Annotated in this window: 13 protein-coding genes; 6 read left to right on the top strand and 7 right to left on the bottom strand. The window is 38.2% G+C overall.

Annotation, left to right across the window (positions count from 1 at the left end; translation table 11 throughout):
• Positions 1-88 precede the first annotated feature (88 nt).
• On the bottom strand, positions 89-1897 hold the full coding sequence (locus tag AC0INN_RS06355) for a hypothetical protein (protein ID WP_306612347.1): 1809 nt from the start codon (positions 1895-1897) through the stop codon (positions 89-91).
• A 239-nt stretch (positions 1898-2136) separates the two neighbouring features.
• Between AC0INN_RS06355 and AC0INN_RS06350 the strand changes: the two genes are divergently transcribed.
• Together AC0INN_RS06350 and AC0INN_RS06345 are read left to right on the top strand one after the other, a co-directional pair.
• Positions 2137-2601: an SRPBCC family protein gene (locus AC0INN_RS06350; protein WP_306612345.1), complete on the top strand. Its 465-nt coding sequence runs from the start codon at positions 2137-2139 to the stop codon at positions 2599-2601.
• A gap of 35 nt (positions 2602-2636) precedes the next feature.
• Positions 2637-3188, top strand: coding sequence for a DUF6624 domain-containing protein (locus AC0INN_RS06345; RefSeq protein WP_306612343.1), 552 nt, complete (start codon positions 2637-2639; stop codon positions 3186-3188).
• A gap of 97 nt (positions 3189-3285) precedes the next feature.
• Here the strand turns inward: AC0INN_RS06345 and AC0INN_RS06340 are convergent, their stop codons facing one another.
• From AC0INN_RS06340 to AC0INN_RS06320, 5 genes are all read right to left on the bottom strand, one after another.
• The gene (locus AC0INN_RS06340) at positions 3286-4701 is read right to left on the bottom strand and encodes an efflux transporter outer membrane subunit (RefSeq protein WP_306612341.1); all 1416 of its coding nucleotides are present in this window, start codon (positions 4699-4701) and stop codon (positions 3286-3288) included.
• Between the two features lie 2 nt (positions 4702-4703).
• Positions 4704-7856: an efflux RND transporter permease subunit gene (locus AC0INN_RS06335; protein WP_306612340.1), complete on the bottom strand. Its 3153-nt coding sequence runs from the start codon at positions 7854-7856 to the stop codon at positions 4704-4706.
• A 40-nt stretch (positions 7857-7896) separates the two neighbouring features.
• Positions 7897-9018 carry an efflux RND transporter periplasmic adaptor subunit gene (locus AC0INN_RS06330; RefSeq protein WP_306612339.1) on the bottom strand — a complete coding sequence of 374 codons (1122 nt, stop codon included), beginning with the start codon at positions 9016-9018 and terminating at the stop codon, positions 7897-7899.
• Between the two features lie 255 nt (positions 9019-9273).
• On the bottom strand, positions 9274-10038 hold the full coding sequence (locus tag AC0INN_RS06325; RefSeq protein WP_306612337.1) for a LytR/AlgR family response regulator transcription factor: 765 nt from the start codon (positions 10036-10038) through the stop codon (positions 9274-9276).
• A complete protein-coding gene (locus AC0INN_RS06320; protein WP_273648035.1) occupies positions 10035-11135 on the bottom strand; it encodes a sensor histidine kinase in 1101 nt (366 codons plus the stop codon). The genes AC0INN_RS06325 and AC0INN_RS06320 overlap by 4 nt, the downstream gene beginning before the upstream one ends.
• 232 nt (positions 11136-11367) lie before the next feature.
• Between AC0INN_RS06320 and AC0INN_RS06315 the strand changes: the two genes are divergently transcribed.
• Positions 11368-12216, top strand: a complete 849-nt coding sequence (locus AC0INN_RS06315) for a helix-turn-helix domain-containing protein (RefSeq protein WP_273648034.1) — start codon at positions 11368-11370, stop codon at positions 12214-12216.
• Between the two features lie 77 nt (positions 12217-12293).
• A complete protein-coding gene (locus AC0INN_RS06310) occupies positions 12294-13511 on the top strand; it encodes an MFS transporter (protein WP_273648033.1) in 1218 nt (405 codons plus the stop codon).
• Between the two features lie 78 nt (positions 13512-13589).
• Here the strand turns inward: AC0INN_RS06310 and AC0INN_RS06305 are convergent, their stop codons facing one another.
• Positions 13590-14513 carry a DUF3078 domain-containing protein gene (locus AC0INN_RS06305; protein WP_172282699.1) on the bottom strand — a complete coding sequence of 308 codons (924 nt, stop codon included), beginning with the start codon at positions 14511-14513 and terminating at the stop codon, positions 13590-13592.
• A gap of 293 nt (positions 14514-14806) precedes the next feature.
• Between AC0INN_RS06305 and AC0INN_RS06300 the strand changes: the two genes are divergently transcribed.
• Both AC0INN_RS06300 and AC0INN_RS06295 read left to right on the top strand, forming a co-directional pair.
• Positions 14807-16219, top strand: coding sequence for an aminotransferase-like domain-containing protein (locus tag AC0INN_RS06300; protein WP_172282701.1), 1413 nt, complete (start codon positions 14807-14809; stop codon positions 16217-16219).
• A gap of 378 nt (positions 16220-16597) precedes the next feature.
• Entirely contained in the window at positions 16598-16942 is a 345-nt protein-coding gene (locus AC0INN_RS06295) for a mannan-binding lectin (protein ID WP_172282703.1), read from the top strand.
• Positions 16943-17113: the final 171 nt, after the last annotated feature.

The following is a 17113-nucleotide window of genomic DNA, read 5'->3' as shown; positions in this document are numbered from 1 at the left end:
GGTGTCTTTTGTTAAAAGCCATCCTGAATATTTTCTAGTATTTGGATTTGAATTTATCCTTATTATAGAATTACAGGTATGTTAGTTTTTATTTTTTTATCTGTGGAATTATAATTTGTGAGATCATTACTTTACACTCTTCAAGTTGATGTTTCATATTTTCTTTTTCTTTATTAAAAAATCCTGTGGTACAGAACAGGTTTTCGTAGTAAGCAATGCCTTCCAGTAGATTTTTTCTGAAGATATTCCATTTCTTTGTTTGGGAAAGAGTAACCGTGTCAGTTACCGCTTTGATTTCCTTTTTCAGGTGGTCCACATACATTTTCAGCTCATTAATGAACATATTCGGGCGTTTATTGTCCGGAAGGATATTGCCGTTGCCATAGATGTGTTGAACCATTTCAGTGAGAGAAACCTCTTTATCAAAATAAGCCAGATTAGGTCCCGGACAAATAACTACACCTTGATCCTCTCCTTTTATTTGAATCTCCTGTTCCATATAGGCTGCATTCACAAGCCCCACACATAAGCAGGCCTTATTAGTTATTTCTTTTTTCCTGTTGTTAAACTCTTCTTCACTGAGGGTTTCTTTTTCTTTCTCAAGCTCTTTTAATTTGATAGCTTGGTATTTCCGTGATGCCGTGCAGTTTCCTTTGGAGGAATATTCTTTGTTTAGTGCAAGCAGTTTTTTGGGACAGGAACTACCGTACTTTCCGTGAGCCTCTTTTTGATGTTTAAGAAGTTCATTGGAGGTTCCCCGGACAGTGTTAAAAGGGACTCCTAATGGTGAAATGGTACTGAGATAAAAATCATTTTCTTTAGATCGGACCAGGAGATCACGGGTTACTTTATCTACAGATGTCGCTTCAGGAACCAGTAAAAATGGAGAGCCCCATCCTACACTGTCTGCATGATAATATTCAAGTAAAAAAGCATGTTCTTCGGAAGTTCCTACTCCTCCCTGAACGGTAATTTTTACTTCCGGCGGTTGAGTAGCCGTATATCTGTCTTTTTGTTCTAAAGCTGCAATCATAAGAGTATAAGCAGAATTTATGAGTTCATTCTTTTTCTGTTTGAATTCTTCCAAAATGGGACCTAATAATAAGCCCTCCGTTGCAAAAGCGTGACCACCACAGTTGAGCCCGGATTCAACTCTGTATTCTGAGACCCATAATCCCTTTTTTGCTAAAAAATTTCCCTGGATCATGGCGGAACGGAAATCACTTACCTTGAGGATGATCTTTTTTTTCAGATTTCCATTTTTGTCCGGAAAAAAATCATCAAATTCTTCGAGGTAGCTGTATAAACGTGGATTCATTCCTGCAGAAAGTACTACAGATGAAGAGAGTCTGCTATGAGCAAAGCCCCGTAACGACGCGTGGGCGTCATTATGCATTACAGGAAGCTGTTCATTTTTCGCGAAATTATCCTTATCTACTTTTGTCATAATATTCACATCTATATTCCCGGGACTGAGATGAGCGTCAATAAATTTTCTGATACCAGAACCTACATAGTCTTTTTGATCTGCAAAATCCTGCAATCTGCTTTTAATAGAAGAAGTATTCGGTAGCATGCCTATAAATTCTCTGAGTGTTTCTGCATTCTTGATAATCTCCTGGTTAAAGGATTCGAACTTTTTATTAACGATGTCATCTACCATATTAAGGTAGTCCGTTATTCTTTTAGCTCTGTAATCTTCAGTTTTTGTAGAGATGAATGGATAATTGAGATTGAATTTTCCAGCGTAAAAATTCTTCATTTTTTCTATAATCTCGTCATCTATGATCGAAATAACGGAGGAAATTCCATATTGTGCAACCCGTATCGGACTGTCAATAGTATAGGCTAGTCCCATCACCGGAATATGGAAACTGTGTAAGGGTTTATTTGTCATTTTGTTTTGATAAAAATAGGATGGAAAGATAGCCTGAAATAGTGGGTTATTTTATACCCTTTTCTACTAAAGTATACGGATATGGTATATTACATTTTCCTTTATTAAAAGAGTAAGCAGAGAATTTATTCATGTCGATCTTATATTTATGAAAAAAAAATAAAAAGAACACTTGTTTTTAAAAACTAATGACTTAACTTTTCCCTAAGGACCCAAACTTTTAAAATTGACGATACAAAATGGTACATCAACTTCAACGTGAACAGCAGCTTTATTGTGATCTGGAAACAGCATGGAGATTTTTTTCCTCAGCCAATAATCTTTCTAAAATTACTCCAAAAGACATGAACTTTATTGTCCTGACCAAGCTGGAGAATGATGAAATTTATGAAGGGATGATAATTGATTATTATGTTTCTCCATTGCTGGGGATTAAGATGAGCTGGCAAACTGAGATCATTCAGGTTTCTTTTCAAAAAAGCTTTACTGATTTTCAGAAAAAAGGACCTTATAAACTTTGGAATCACTTTCACGAATTCATTCCCAACGAAAAAGGTGTTTTAATGAGGGACACGATTAATTATGAGCTGCCAATGGGTGTTTTAGGAGAAGTAGCCCATGGGCTTTTTGTGAAAAATAAAATTGAACATATTTTTAATTATCGTTATCAGATTCTGGAGAAAATGTTTAATGAGAAAAAGTAATCTGACTTTTAGTTCATGAATTTGTCATCAATACCATGAAACATAGTTGTTTTATCCTGTTATTAAATGTATTGCTTATTTCTTCCTGTAAAAAGAAGGATGATGAATACCGTATTATAAAATATCAGCTGGAAAAAGTATTGGTTGATGATCAAAAGTACAGGGCGCCCGTATACAATCCACAAAAGCAAAATCCGATAGATCGAAATAATTTGATGATCGTTACAAAAATTATTGATAGTCTGGGTTGGTTGGGAAAGGATAAGATCGGAAATGATGCTAATCTTGCTTTGTTCGTTACGATACAACACGCGGGGAAATTATCTGTAATGGAAAAATATCTTCCCATAATGAAGAAAGCTGTTAAAAGAGGAAATGCTGAAAGGTCTCAGCTGGCTTACCTTATCGACAGGGTTGAGATTTTAAATAACAGAAAACAGATATATGGGACCCAATATTCTATAGATGACAAGGGCAAGGTTTTTTTTAAAGATATTGCAGATTCAAGCCACGTAAACGCGAGGAGAAAATTCATGAATTTAGGAACTATTGAAGAGTATATAAAGATGATTGATTCTGACCGGTAGATTATTTTGTTTGTAGCTTGTAAAAGATATCAATTGAAAAAATAAAAACTGCCTCATTTTACAAGGCAGTTTCACAAAAGTAATCGTATTTTGAGTATCAATTAACCCCTCCTCCTAAAGACCGGTAAAGGTCTACTTCTGCATTTAGCTTTTCCAGGGTAATGTTTACATACTCAAGATCATTCTGGAGCTTGTTATTCTGTGCAGTGATTACCTCCAGATAAGTTGCCATACCACTTTTATATAATTTAAGCGCATCATTGATTCCTTTGTCCAGAATAGCAGTTCTCTGTTCCAGTAATGTGAGCCTTTCTGATGTTCCTTTAGATTTGGCCATTGCATCGGAAACCTCACTTACTGCTGTCATCATGGATTGCCGGAATGCTATCACCGCTTTTTCCTGTTCAATAACAGCTGTTTCATAAGCTGTTTTCAGCTGCCTTTTCTGTAATAAAGGCATGGCTAAGTTAGCAGCCAGGGTCTTGGTGATGGATCCCGGGAGGTCAAACCATGTATTAAACTTATTCGAGTTGATTCCAATTTGTGGAGTAAGGCTTATGCTCGGATACATGGCGGCTTTGGAAAGACCTGTTTTAACATTCAGGCTGATGACAGCCAGCTCTGCTGCTTTCAGGTCTGGACGTCTGCTTAAAAGCTGGGCGGGAACTCCTTCTGACAATGTATTTTCGGGGATCATATTTTTCATGGAGTTTCCCCTGTCGATTTTTCCAGGATATTCGCCACACAAAATACTTAAAGCATTTTCCTGTATTGAAATATTCTGCCTGGCCAAAGGGATCAGAAGTTCAGCTGTTTTCTTTTGGGCTTCAGATTGCTGAATTGCCAATGAATTGATCTGTCCTGCCGTATATTGCAGCTTCATCATTTTTAGGGTATTATCACTTAGCTCAATATTTTTTTCTGCTATTTTCAGCTGTTCATCAAGGCTGATCAAATTGTAGTAGGCCTGAGCTACCTGTACGATGATGCGTGTTTTAAGGGCATTCATATTTTCTTTTTGAGCAAAATAATCAGCTGCAGCGGATTCTTTCTGCATTTTGGTCTTTCCCCATATATCCACTTCCCACGACAACCTTAACGTTGCGCTGAAATCATCAATATACTTGGTTCCGGTAAACTGTTCATTAAGGGAACCATTCAGGCTGTTTTTTGAAGCCCACGCCCTATTGGCCCCTGCACTGAAATCTACAGTTGGTATAAGGTTGTTTTTGGCCTGCTTGTAGGCGAGATCAAGCTGCTCCATATTTTTAAGCGCGGTATGGATCTCATTATTTTTCAGGAGAGCCTTATCGATAAGATTAATCAGCTGAGGATCCTTAAAAAATGTTTTCCAGGGAACTATAACCGTATCTCCGGTTACTTTCGTGGACTCTTTATATGTTTGAGGGACATTAAGGTCCGGTCTCTTATATTCTTTTCCTACGGCGCAGGACAACAGGAGTATTGCTGCCAATCCCGATAAAAGGAAATTTTTTATATGAAATGTGTTCATTTTTATTGATTTAGTGATGAAACATTAGAAACATTAGGATTCTTTGCCGAAATCTTTTCATCGATATATTGAAAGAACATATATAATACTGGAATCACAAATACTCCCAGAACAACCCCGCTCAGCATTCCCATTGCCGCACTCACGCTGATGGATTTATTTCCTGAAGCCATTCCTCCGGAGGATAACATCAAAGGAATCATTCCCACAATAAATGCCAGTGAAGTCATAATAATAGGGCGTAATCTGGACTTCGCCCCTTCAAGAGCCGACTCGAGAAGAGACATTCCTGATTTTCTCCGCTGGACAGCGAATTCAACGATCAGAATGGCATTTTTGGCTAAAAGTCCTATCAGCATGATCAAGCCAACCTGTACATAAATATTGTTGTCGAATCCTATTGCTTTTATTCCAAGGAACGCTCCAACAATTCCTGTAGGAATGGAAAGCATTACAGCTAATGGAAGTATATAACTTTCGTATTGGGCAGCAAGGAGGAGATAAACAAACAATAGACAGAGACCGAAGATTGCAATAGTCTGATTTCCTGATGACTTTTCCTCTAAGCTCAATCCGGTCCATTCGTAACTATAATCAGATGGAAGTTTATCCAGTGTTTTTTCCAGGGATGTCATTAATGCCCCGTTACTTACTCCCGGTTTTGGGGTCACGTTGATGTTCAATGAATTGTATAGGTTATATCGTCCAACAGATTCAGGGCCATACACTTTCTTTAAAGTGATCAAGGTGTTAGCCGGAACCATTTCACCTTTGTTGTTTTTCACGAAGATATCATTAAAGGCTTCAGCATCCATCCTGAAAACTCCATCCGCTTTAATATTTACCCGGTAGAATTTCCCGAATCTTGAAAAGTTTTGAGACTGGTCTCCTGAAAAATAAGTCTGTATACTTCCTAAAAGATTGGAAATGCTTACACCTAGCTGTTTGGCTTTGTCTTCATCCACTTCCAGCTCCATTTGCGGATAATCTGCCCGGAACATGGTGTAGGCAAAAGCTACGTTTGGATTTTGCATCAGCTGTCCGATCAGCTCATCAGCTTTAGCCTTTAAAATCTGTGGGTCACGTCCCATGCGGTCCTGAAGTACAATTTCTGCATCGTTGGTCATACCATATCCTTCCACCGGAGGCATTCTGAATGTCATGACACTTCCCTCTTTGATGCCTGAAAACTTCTCGTTAACAATGGCCATGATTTCATCAATATCCTGGGTTTTTCCTCTTTCTTTTTTAGGCTTCAATTTTACAAATCCCATAGCATAGGCCGGCCCTGAACTGTTACTCAATAAATTGTAACCTGTGATAGATGTATTTTCCTGAATAGCATCCAGTTTTTTAAGCATGGCATTCATTTTATCAGATACTTCTGTTGTTTTCGTTAATCCTGTTCCTGGTGGCATGCTTAAGGTATACATAAACAGTCCGTCGTCTTCCATAGGCACAAAACTTTTGGACGTAGAAGTCATCAGCCATGCGGCTCCCCCGATAATCCCTATGATCAGACCTCCGGCAATCCATTTTCTGTTGATCAGAAAGCGTACGCCTTTTACATATCTGCCCGTTAAATTATTAAAGCTGGCATTGAAAGCGGTAGCGAATCTTTTTCCAAATCCTTTCTTCTTACCATTTTCCTCATGGGAATGGTTATTTTTAAGAAAAACGGCACATAATGCAGGTGTTAATGTTAATGCATTCACTGCCGAAATAATAATTGCAATAGCCAGCGTATAGGCAAACTGTTTATAAAATAATCCTGCTGAACCCGACATGAATCCGATCGGAATAAATACGGCAGACATAACCAGGGTAATTGAAATAACAGCTCCGGTAATTTCATTCATGGCTTTGTGTGTTGCTTCCTTACCGGTAAGGCTGGTTCCTTCCATATTACTGTGTACCGCTTCTACGACAACGATTGCATCATCAACGACAATACCGATGGCCAGAACCAATGCAAAAAGTGTCAGTACATTAATCGTGAACCCTAGTACAAGAAGGAAAAAGAAAGTTCCGACAATCGCTACGGGAACCGCAATAGCAGGAATAATGGTAGACCTGAAGTCCTGTAAGAAAATAAACACAACAATAAACACTAGAATAAATGCTTCTATCAACGTAGATTTTACCTGTCCGGTTGCTTCGTCCAATCTTTCTTTGGTACTGATCACTTTAGAGTATTTAATTCCGGGAGGAAAAGATTTGGAGAGCTGTTCAATGGATTTGTTGATTCCAATTTCAATTTCATTGGCATTAGATCCCGTAGTCTGCATGATAGCAACAGTCACGGCATTTTTACCATTTGAAAGATTATCCCCGCTGTAAGAAATTGATCCGAATTCTACTCTTGCTACGTCTTTAAGGCGGATCAGTTTGGTTCCGTCATTTTTAACAACGATGTTTTCAAATTGTTCAGGTTTGTTTTTCTTTCCTTTGTACCGGATAACATATTCAAGGGAAGCATTGGATTCCTCACCCAGTTTACCGGGAGCAGATTCCAGACTGTGATCAGCTACAGCATTGGAAATATCAGCAGGTTCCAGTCCGTAAGATGACATTTTCTGCGGATTCAGCCAGATTCTCATTGAATAATCTTTAGCTCCGAAAACCTGAGCCTGCCCTACACCCTTTACCCTTTTTACCTGTGGAATAAGATTGATGTTGGCATAATTCTGTAAAAAGGTTTCATCATACTTTTTATTATCGTCAGTATAAATGTTAAACAGCATGATCATACTGTTTTGCTGCTTGGAGGTGGTTAATCCCATTCTCACAACTTCCTGAGGTAAAATAGGGGTTGCCTGCTGCACTCTGTTCTGTACATTTACGGCAGCCTGATCGGGATTAACTCCTTGTTTGAATATAATTGAAATGGAAAAAGTTCCGTCATTACTGGCATTCGACTTAATATATTGCATATCTTCCACTCCATTGATCTGCTCTTCTAAAGGCGTTACTACGGAGCGGATAACGGTTTCACTATTTCCTCCCGGATAAGATCCGGAAACCATAATGGTAGGCGGCGAAATATCCGGAAACCGGGTTACCGCAAGTTTGCTGAGGCCTATGATTCCCAATATGACAATAATAAGGGAAATTACAGTGGCCAATACCGGTCGGTCTATGATCTTTTTTAGCATGTCTTAATTTCTTTGGATGAGTACATTGTGTTTTTAGAATCTATTTTGAAGGGATGATTTTAGGGAGTACTGATGCTCCTTCGTTAAGGACATCAATCCTGTTGATGGCTATTTTATCTCCCGGCTGCACTCCTGATGAAACGAAATAATCAGAGATGGTTCCTCCTGAGATTTCAATTGGAGTCATAACAACTTTGTTCTGAGCATTCAGTTTGTAAACAAAAAATCTGTCCTGAATATCCTTTACAGCTGTTTTAGGTAATTTAATGACATCATCCACATACTGATGAATCTTTACCCGCGCTGTACCTCCTGCACGAAGAAGTTGATCAGGATTTTGAAATATTGCTTTCAGCTGCATACTTCCTGTCATCCGGTCAAAATTTCCACTGGCATTTTCCAACTTTCCTTTATATGGATAGGTAGAACCATCCGGAAGGATCAGTTCAACGTTTCCGGTTTGATCTTCGGAGGCCATTCTGGCTTTGGTATAGCGAAGGAAATCGGCTTCGTTCATTGCAAAATAAACATTCACTGTATGGATATCGGAAAGTGTGGTAAGCGGAGTGGCATCAGAAGGGGTAATCAGATTTCCGGTTCTGTTGACGATCCTGCCAATATATCCCGATACAGGAGCTTTTATATACGCAAATCCGGCATTGATCTTTGAAGAGCCTAATGCAGATTTAGCCTGTGCGACCTGAGCTGTTGCTGCTGCATAGCTTGCCTGAGCTGTTTTCAGCTGCATATCGGAAACCACATTTCCTTCCACCAATGGTTTTAGTTTTTCTACTTCAAGTCTGGCACTCGCCTGGTTGGCCAATGCTATTTTTAATGCAGCATCACTATTATTTACCTGTTCATTATAGACTGAAGGATTGATCCTGAAAAGCGTCTGCCCTTTTTGTACATATTGCCCTTCTTTTACGTATACCGTTTCCAGATAGCCTGTGACCTGGGCTTTGATATCCACATTATCCTGTCCTTCGATACTTCCCGGATATCCGGAAGAAATATCAGCATTTCCTGATTTCAGCTGTATAAAATCGGTAGGAAGTGCAGACATTTGCTCACCTGTTTCCTGGCTTTTTCCGGAGTTGCAGGACTGGAGAAAAACAGCTGCTGTCAATAGCAGTACGAAATAACCTTTTTTACAATTCATAATATACGATTTACTATTTGTTGACTACAAAATAATCGCAAAAAAAGGGCATTGATAGGGAGAATTTCAGTGAAACGTAATTATTCGGGGATGAAGCGTTTAATAGCTGAAATGAAAAGAAAAGGGTATAAAACGAGATTTTTCCTATTACTGAAATGATAAAGAGTATTACCCCGAACAAATGTTTGGGATGAAGAATTTTAAATTGTATGATAAAAAAAAGATTTCCACTATCGTAGAAATCATATAGGTGATCTAATAATCCATCCAGGACTTCAGTGCCGAAGCTTTTTCCCTGCTTACAATGACTTCAATATCCGGATGCCTGACCAGGTCGAGTTTTAGCTTTCCGTTGAAGTAATTGGAAATATGCTGTACGGAATCTATGTTGATGATAAACTGCCTGTTGGCTCTGAAAAACATTTTAGGATCCAGCTGTTTTTCCAGTTCCTCTAAGGTCTGGGGAACAATTTCTGTGTTTCCGTTTTTTACAACAGCCCTGCTGATGCCCAGTTCAGTAAAAAAATAGAGGATATCCTCCGAGAGCAGGGTTTTATAACCGTCTCTGTGGGCTAAAAGGAAACGCTTCCTGTAATCTTTGGGCTGGATGTAGTTCAGCAGTCCCTCTATAGCAGTTCCTACATATGGAATGGTTTCCATAAAGGTTTCATAATTCTTTAATGCGGTTTCGAGCTCCTCTTCCTCAACAGGTTTTAAAAGATAATCGATGCTGTTGTATTTAAATGCTTTTACTGCATATTCATCATAAGCGGTGGTGAAGATCACAGGACATTTAATTTCTGTCTGATTGAAAATTTCAAAACTTAAGCCGTCTGCCAGCTGGATATCCATCATAATGATATCAGGAGCCGGATTTTCTTCCAACCATTGTACTGCTGATGCTACGGAATCTTCAACAGATACAATTTCAGCGTGGGGCCGCAATTTCAGCAATAACCTTTTTAGGCGGTCCGCATTAGGCTTTTCATCTTCTACGATTAAGATCTTATTGAGCTTCATAATAATGGTATTTTGGCAAGGAAATCTTTTTCTGTTTGAAGGATCAACGGCTTTTTATCTCCAAGCAATTCAAACCGGTTCATGATGTTTTTAATACCCACTTTGGAAGATTCGGCTTTATTGATGAGAGGGATCAAAGTGTTGCAGACAACAAGATTTTTGCTGGTTAATGTATAAATTTTTATTTGTAGAGGATTGGATCTGAGTGTTTGATTGTGTTTGATGGCATTTTCTACCAAAAACTGCAGAGTTAAAGGAGGGATCATCATATTCCTTAATTCCGGATTAATAGAGATCTCGAAATTGACTCCGTCACCGATTCTTTTTTTTATCAGGAAAATGTAAGAGTCTAAAAATTTCAATTCTTCGTCTAAAGAGATCACATCTTTTTTTGAATTAATAACAAGATAGCGGTAAACTTTAGAGAAATTTTCAGCGTACTCATAACCTAATTGCTGGTTTTCCAGAATAAGTTCCGATAAAACGCTTAGGTTATTAAAAATAAAATGAGGGTCTATCTGTAGTTTCAGAGCCTGTAGCTCTGCAGCCATTGCAGCCTGTTTGTGTTTAGAAGCCCTTAGCTTGTGCTGGGTTACTTCTATGGCAGATTTTTTCCAATTTTCCAGTAAATAATCTCCTGTATTTACGGCACTGATGAGCAGGGAAATAATGATATTGGTAGCTACCCATTGTCCCAACAAGGTCATTTCTTTACGATAATCCATTTTGGCTATGTCGGGAGTATTGGAAAAAATATTAATGATAATGGCCACAAAAAGAATGCTTACGGCAATTTGCAGAATGCCTTGTATGCATAAGCGTTTTATTCCCCGGTTACTCCATGGAAGCAACTTATTAAGCTGGCTGTCGATCAATATGCTTACCTCCGAAATAATAACTGAAAAAAGAAGCACCCACAGAAAATCACTGATCAGAAAATCCAACGGATCTTTAACATAGTCTTCCCATACCGGATCAAAAGGATCCATGAGATAGGAAAATAAATAAAATGAAATGATTGCCACAGCCCATATGACCAGGCGTTTTTTGGTGGCAGATAATAATTTTTTTTTCCTTATTTGGGTTTTTCTCATCATAGAGCAAGTAGGTTTTGGAACCATTAATTCTGTAAATATAAATATTGATTTTCTAAATGCGCATCTGTTTTTTGAGTCAAGCAGGAAAAATTTAAGATGAAATGTAAAATAAATGGTTTAAAACGAATGCCTCATATTACCATATATATCATATGAAAGAAAGTGTTGCTTTTATTAAAATATCAGGCAATATGATTACATTTACACGCTCTAACAGCCCAATGTTTCAGTGATGGCAAAATCGAACATTTTACTCCATACAAACGAACTCAACAGCACCGGTATAGAAATTTGTCCTATGGGTGAACTTGAAGAATCTGTACAGGCAGCTCACCGCGATGAACATTTTATGTTTGTTATTCAGCAGGAAGGATATTCTTCATTAGAACTGGATTTCCGTAAGGTTGAACTTCATGGAGCTGCAGTGTTATATGTTGCACCCGGACAGGTTCACCGGTATATAAAAAATGAGCATTCTAAAGGCTGGTTGGTGTTTATAGAAACGGCACTGATTCCTAAAACTTATCTTGAGATTTTCACTACTTACCTCAATTCTAACCAGGCTGCAGAAGTTGAAAAGAATGACAGTCTGTTTTCGTTTATTCCGGTTTTTGATGCTGTATTGGCTCATAATGAAGTTTCTTTTCAAAATAATCTTATCAATTCATTTACGGATAGCCTGGCAGGTCTTATGGTAAGAGCGTTGGTCAGAAACAAGCATTCTGAAAAAGTCATTGGCGGACAGAAATATAAGACAGTATTGCTTTTTAAACAAATGATTCAATCGCATTACAGGGAATTGAAACAGGTAAAGGAATACGCAGTGAAACTTCATATCACCCCTCTGTATCTGAATGAGGTGGTAAAAGAAATCACAGGTTTTGCAGCCAGTCATTGGATACAGCAGGAAATTATCCTGGAGTCTCAGCGTCTTTTGTACTATACTGACATGGATATTAAGGAAATTGCTTTTGACCTTGGATATGATGATTATACTTATTTTTCGCGCTTTTTTAAAAAGAATACCGGTTATACAGCATCTGAATTCCGGAAAAGAAAACCATTATTTGTCCAATTATAGCCATTGAATAGCTATCGCTAATTGTATGTTGCCGATCTACTTTTGTACTCGAAAAATAACTAAAAAAACGATGCAATATGGCAATCAAAAGTACAACTATGGTAACTCCTAAGATTGGAGATACTCATTATCACAACAACATACCTTTAAAAAAAGTTCTCGCTCCGATTGTAATTTCCGTATTTGCGGTATACCTTACAATTGGAATTACACTGGGTGCCTTACCGGCTCTGATTAAAAATGAACTGAAATTCGACTCCTTTATCGTGGGGGGTGTGATGGGGCTTCAGTTTTTAGCTACTTTATTAACAAGGGCTTATGCCGGTAAAATAACCGATACACTTGGGGCTAAAATCAGTAATCACAGAGGGATATTTATGGTTTTTGTAGCCGGGATCCTTTATATTGCAGGAAGTTCCTCTGTACATTTCCCAATTTTAGCATTAGGATTGCTGATTCTGTCAAGAATTATTCATGGTATTTCTGAAAGTATGATGGTAACGGGAGCGCTAACCTGGGGAATTGGACTTGTGGGAGCACACAATTCCGGCAAAGTAATGACCTGGAACGGAATTTCAATGTATGGAGGAATCGCTTTAGGAGCCCCGTTAAGTATATGGATGGGAAGCCAATTCGGTAGTGTTGTTCCTTTTACATTAATTCTGGTCCTTTCTGTAGTGAGCTGGTTATCAACAGCCCGGCTGCCAACCCTTGAAGCGGATCCTACTCATATAAGAACTCCTTTTTATAAAGTGATTGCAAAAGTCTCCGATCAGGGATTGGCACTGGCTTTCTCTTCCATAGGATTTGCATGCATAGCTTCCTTTATCGCTTTGCTTTTCGCTGAGAAAAACTGGGAGCATGCTTCTCTTGCTTTTGTTTGTTTTGGTGGATTTTACATTCTTACCAGAATATTATTTGCCTCCCTTCCCGACAAGTACGGTGGTTATAAAGTAGCCTTAGGGTCTTTTGCTATTGAGATCATAGGACAGCTATTGATAGGTTTTTCTCATTCGGGATGGATGGCAATCGTAGGCTGTGCACTTACGGGAATTGGTTTTTCCCTGGTATTTCCATCTTTGGGAGTACTCGCCATTAAAAAGGTAACTCCGCAAATGAGAGGAACAGCACTGGGAGCTTATTCCGCTTTTTTCGATCTTTCACTAGGCCTGGCTGGTCCGATAGCGGGGATTATTGCAGGCTGGCTGGGATATCAGTCTATTTATTTTTTTGGCGCGATCAGTGGGCTTCTGGCTATGCTGACTTTAATGGGCAGAAAAAGCGGACATCAATAATTTTCATTTTTCTCCATACTAAATAAAAAAGACTAACCATTCTTCGGTTAGTCTTTTTTATTTTTTCGATGAATAGTGCTACTTCTTCATCCAGGATTGATTGTCTTTTTTATCAGAACGTTTTTTCCCGTTATCAATATTATAGGCAAAACCAACTCCCAAAGTCTGTTTCAGCTGTGTTCTTCTGATCTGGTTGTGATCATATAAAAGATCCAGCGTTATGTTGGTTGAAATAAATTTGTTGATCTTCATATTTAAAATTCCGCTGTAAGACAGGACCAGTCTTTCAGGATGATCTAAATAATTGGAAAAGACAGACCCTGTATTTGTAAGGTTGATGTTTTCCATGATCTTTATTTTATAAATGGCTGTTCCCAGGAAACCGAACTGAAATAGTGAAGAATCTCCATCATTCTTTAAGCCGTAAGTTCCTGCATACTGAAGGTCTTTATCCAGTACAAAAGTTACCCTTGCATTTGCCGGACGTAATGTCATGGTGAAATTATCATTAGGTCTGTATGTAAAACCAGCACCTACATTAAGGTATCCCGGAGCCATAAAGTTGGATATCTTTTTCGCATCAGGATTATTTCCGTCCTCATAGCCCGGAGCAAATTGAGTTTGTAAACTTACACCACCGGATGCGTACCAATTTTTAGCGATCTCCCTCCCATAGTTACTTGAAAGATTAATTACATCCTGGGTCTTTCTTGTTCCTACGCCCTGGGTATTGTTTTGTCCGTATCCAAGGATAATAATATTTTCCCAAAGGTCCTTCCCTTTTTCATAAGTAAGGTTATAATTCACACCGGCAAGCCAACCCACGTTGTTTGCTCCACCACCTACCCAGTTCGAGAATGCCGCCTGGTTCAGCATTAATGTGTTTTGACCTTGAATGCTCCATGCTTTTGTCGTATCAACAGCCGGAGCCTCTGTTTTTGCTTCTTGTGCTGCAGCAAAAATTCCCAAAGAAAGAGAAAGGGTTAATAAAATTTTTTTCATAATTTATAAGATTTTGTTGCAAAAATAGAAATATAAATTTTGTTAAAAAATATTAAAAAAATCTAAAATCACTTAAAATTAAGATTTTTTATAATACAATTTTAAAAAGTTATAGAACAATATTTTACAGATCATTCACTTTTGTATGAAATATATCGTATTAAGCGGTATTTCTGATAGAAATCATTTTTTATGAATTAACGCAGTGCTTGTGACTCTTTATCTGCATGATAAATTATTAAACGGGGATTTAATTTCTTAATTTTGAACTACACAGAAATAATACCGATTGAATGAAAAAAGAAATCCTTTATCTGAAAATTGCCGGGATCATTGAGCAGCAGATTCTCAGTGGAACGTTAAGGCTTGGTGATAAATTGCCTTCTATACGGACCTTACAGAAAGTATATAATGTAAGCATCAATACCGTTCGGCAGGCATTTCTGGAGTTAGAAAGTAAATCGTTGATAGAACCACGACCTAAATCCGGCTACTATGTAAGTAAAGCTTCACAAAGGAAATTTTCTCTTCCTTCTGTTATTATCCTGGAATCCCTGCAAAAAGAGCAGTACCCGGAACATCTTTTCCTTAAGACATTTGCTTCTTCGGAAAATACGGACATTACCCATTTTTCCCTCGGGCTGCCGGAAAAAAGCCTGCTGCCCATCGCCCAGCTTAATAAGAGCGTGACTACAGTTATGCGAAGCCTGGCAAATGGCGGGGCAACGTACGAATCTGTTCAGGGAAATCTCAATTTTAGAAGAACGGTTGCCAGATGGGCATTTATGCTGGAGGGTAAAGTTACAGAAGATGATGTGATAGCAACGTCCGGAGCGATGAACGGAATGTTTACCTGCCTGATGGCGGTTACCAAACCCGGAGATAAGGTTGCTGTAGAAAGTCCCGCTTACTTTGGTATTCTTAAAATGATAAATGCCATGGGACTTGAAGCTGTAGAAATCCCTTCAGACCCTTCTACAGGTTTAGATCTCGAAGCATTGAAAAAGGTTTTGCCTGTCATAAGTGCATGCTGTTTTGTGGTTAACTTCAATAATCCTTTAGGTACACTCATGCCTGACGATCATAAAAAGGAGCTTGTAAAAATGCTTACGGAATGGGATATTCCATTAGTTGAAAATGATATTTTCAGGAATGTGTATTATGGAGCCGAGAGGCCGAAACCCTGTAAAGCATTTGATGAAGCCGGTATTGTGATGTTGGTGAATTCCATATCCAAAACACTGGCACCGGGTTACAGGCTCGGATGGATTATCCCGGGCAAGTATAAGGATAAAATTATCCAGCAGAAGCTGATACAAACGCTTTCTACCCCTGCTTTGTATCAGGAAGCCATATCCCATTTTTTAGAAAACGGAAGGTATGATCATCATCTTCGTACATTCCGGAAAATAGTACAAAATAATTGTCTGAAGCTTCAGCAGGGCATTGAGGATTATTTTCCTGATAATACTAAAGTTTCCCAGCCGGAAGGTGGATTTATGGTATGGCTGGAACTTGATAAAAAAATTGATACTGTCAAACTGTTTGATATGGCCATCAGGCGGAATATTACTTTTGCTCCGGGAAGAATGTTTACCCAATACAATCAGTATAACAACTGTATGAGGCTTAATTTTGCGATGGAATGGACAGATAAAGTTAACTCCGATCTTAAGACGCTTGGGGAAATTGCCAGTAATTGGTAATCTGTGCCCTAATAAAAAACAGCAACTGTATCTGTACCTGTCGTACGAATTGCTCTAAATTTGTACCAACAAAACCAAATGATTGAAAAAATTGATGAGGCTATAAGTAATAATTATAGCTTCGTCTTTTTTTATGTCCTTTTCTCTTAAAAAAATTAACTTCTTTTGTTTTTTCTGTTATTTTCCATTGATCAATCTGATATATCTAATTTCGGAGAAATAATTTAAACCTATTAGCCCTTTATTGATGGGGGTTAACTCATTTTTTTTTAAAGCAGTAGGTATAAATACTGACCAAAAAAAATGGTGTTTTCTACTCTAGTGTTTGTTTTATTATAGTTGCACCTTTGGTATGTTAAAACATAAAAAACAAACACCATGTCAAAATTCAAAATCAACATCGTTGCAGGTCCGCTTTGGAGCAACGATCAGGCTCAGAAATTAGGAGGTCGTATTGCTGCGGCACATTTAGGAAAATTTACCGGACAATGGTCTACCATTGTTGAGGGGGAAATGAGTGTAATTGAAGTTGAGTACGATACGGTTCCTACAGGAAGCACAGAATATACATTGGATGTTCTGGCAGGTCCTATCTGGAGCAATGAAGATGCAAAAGAAATATGCCCTTCCATTTGTGCCTCTTACGGTGGTACCTGGAACGGACAATGGACAACAGTCGTTGAAGGTAAAATGAGCGTTTGCGGCTGTGTATTCAAATTTTAGTCAATAAAAAGTTTCAAACCTCCGGGATTTTTCCCGGAGGTTTTTTTATGGATCTGAAATACTTGCTGTATGTTTAAATAGAAAAAACTCCTCTGAAAGAATTATACCTATATTTGAAAATATATTAATAGTATGTATGCATAATATTAATATGTTATTTAAAATTGAATT

This window comes from Chryseobacterium subflavum, assembly GCF_055762745.1.
The sequence above is the reverse complement of the archived record's forward strand: the minus strand, read 5'-3'. Positions and strand labels throughout refer to the sequence as shown.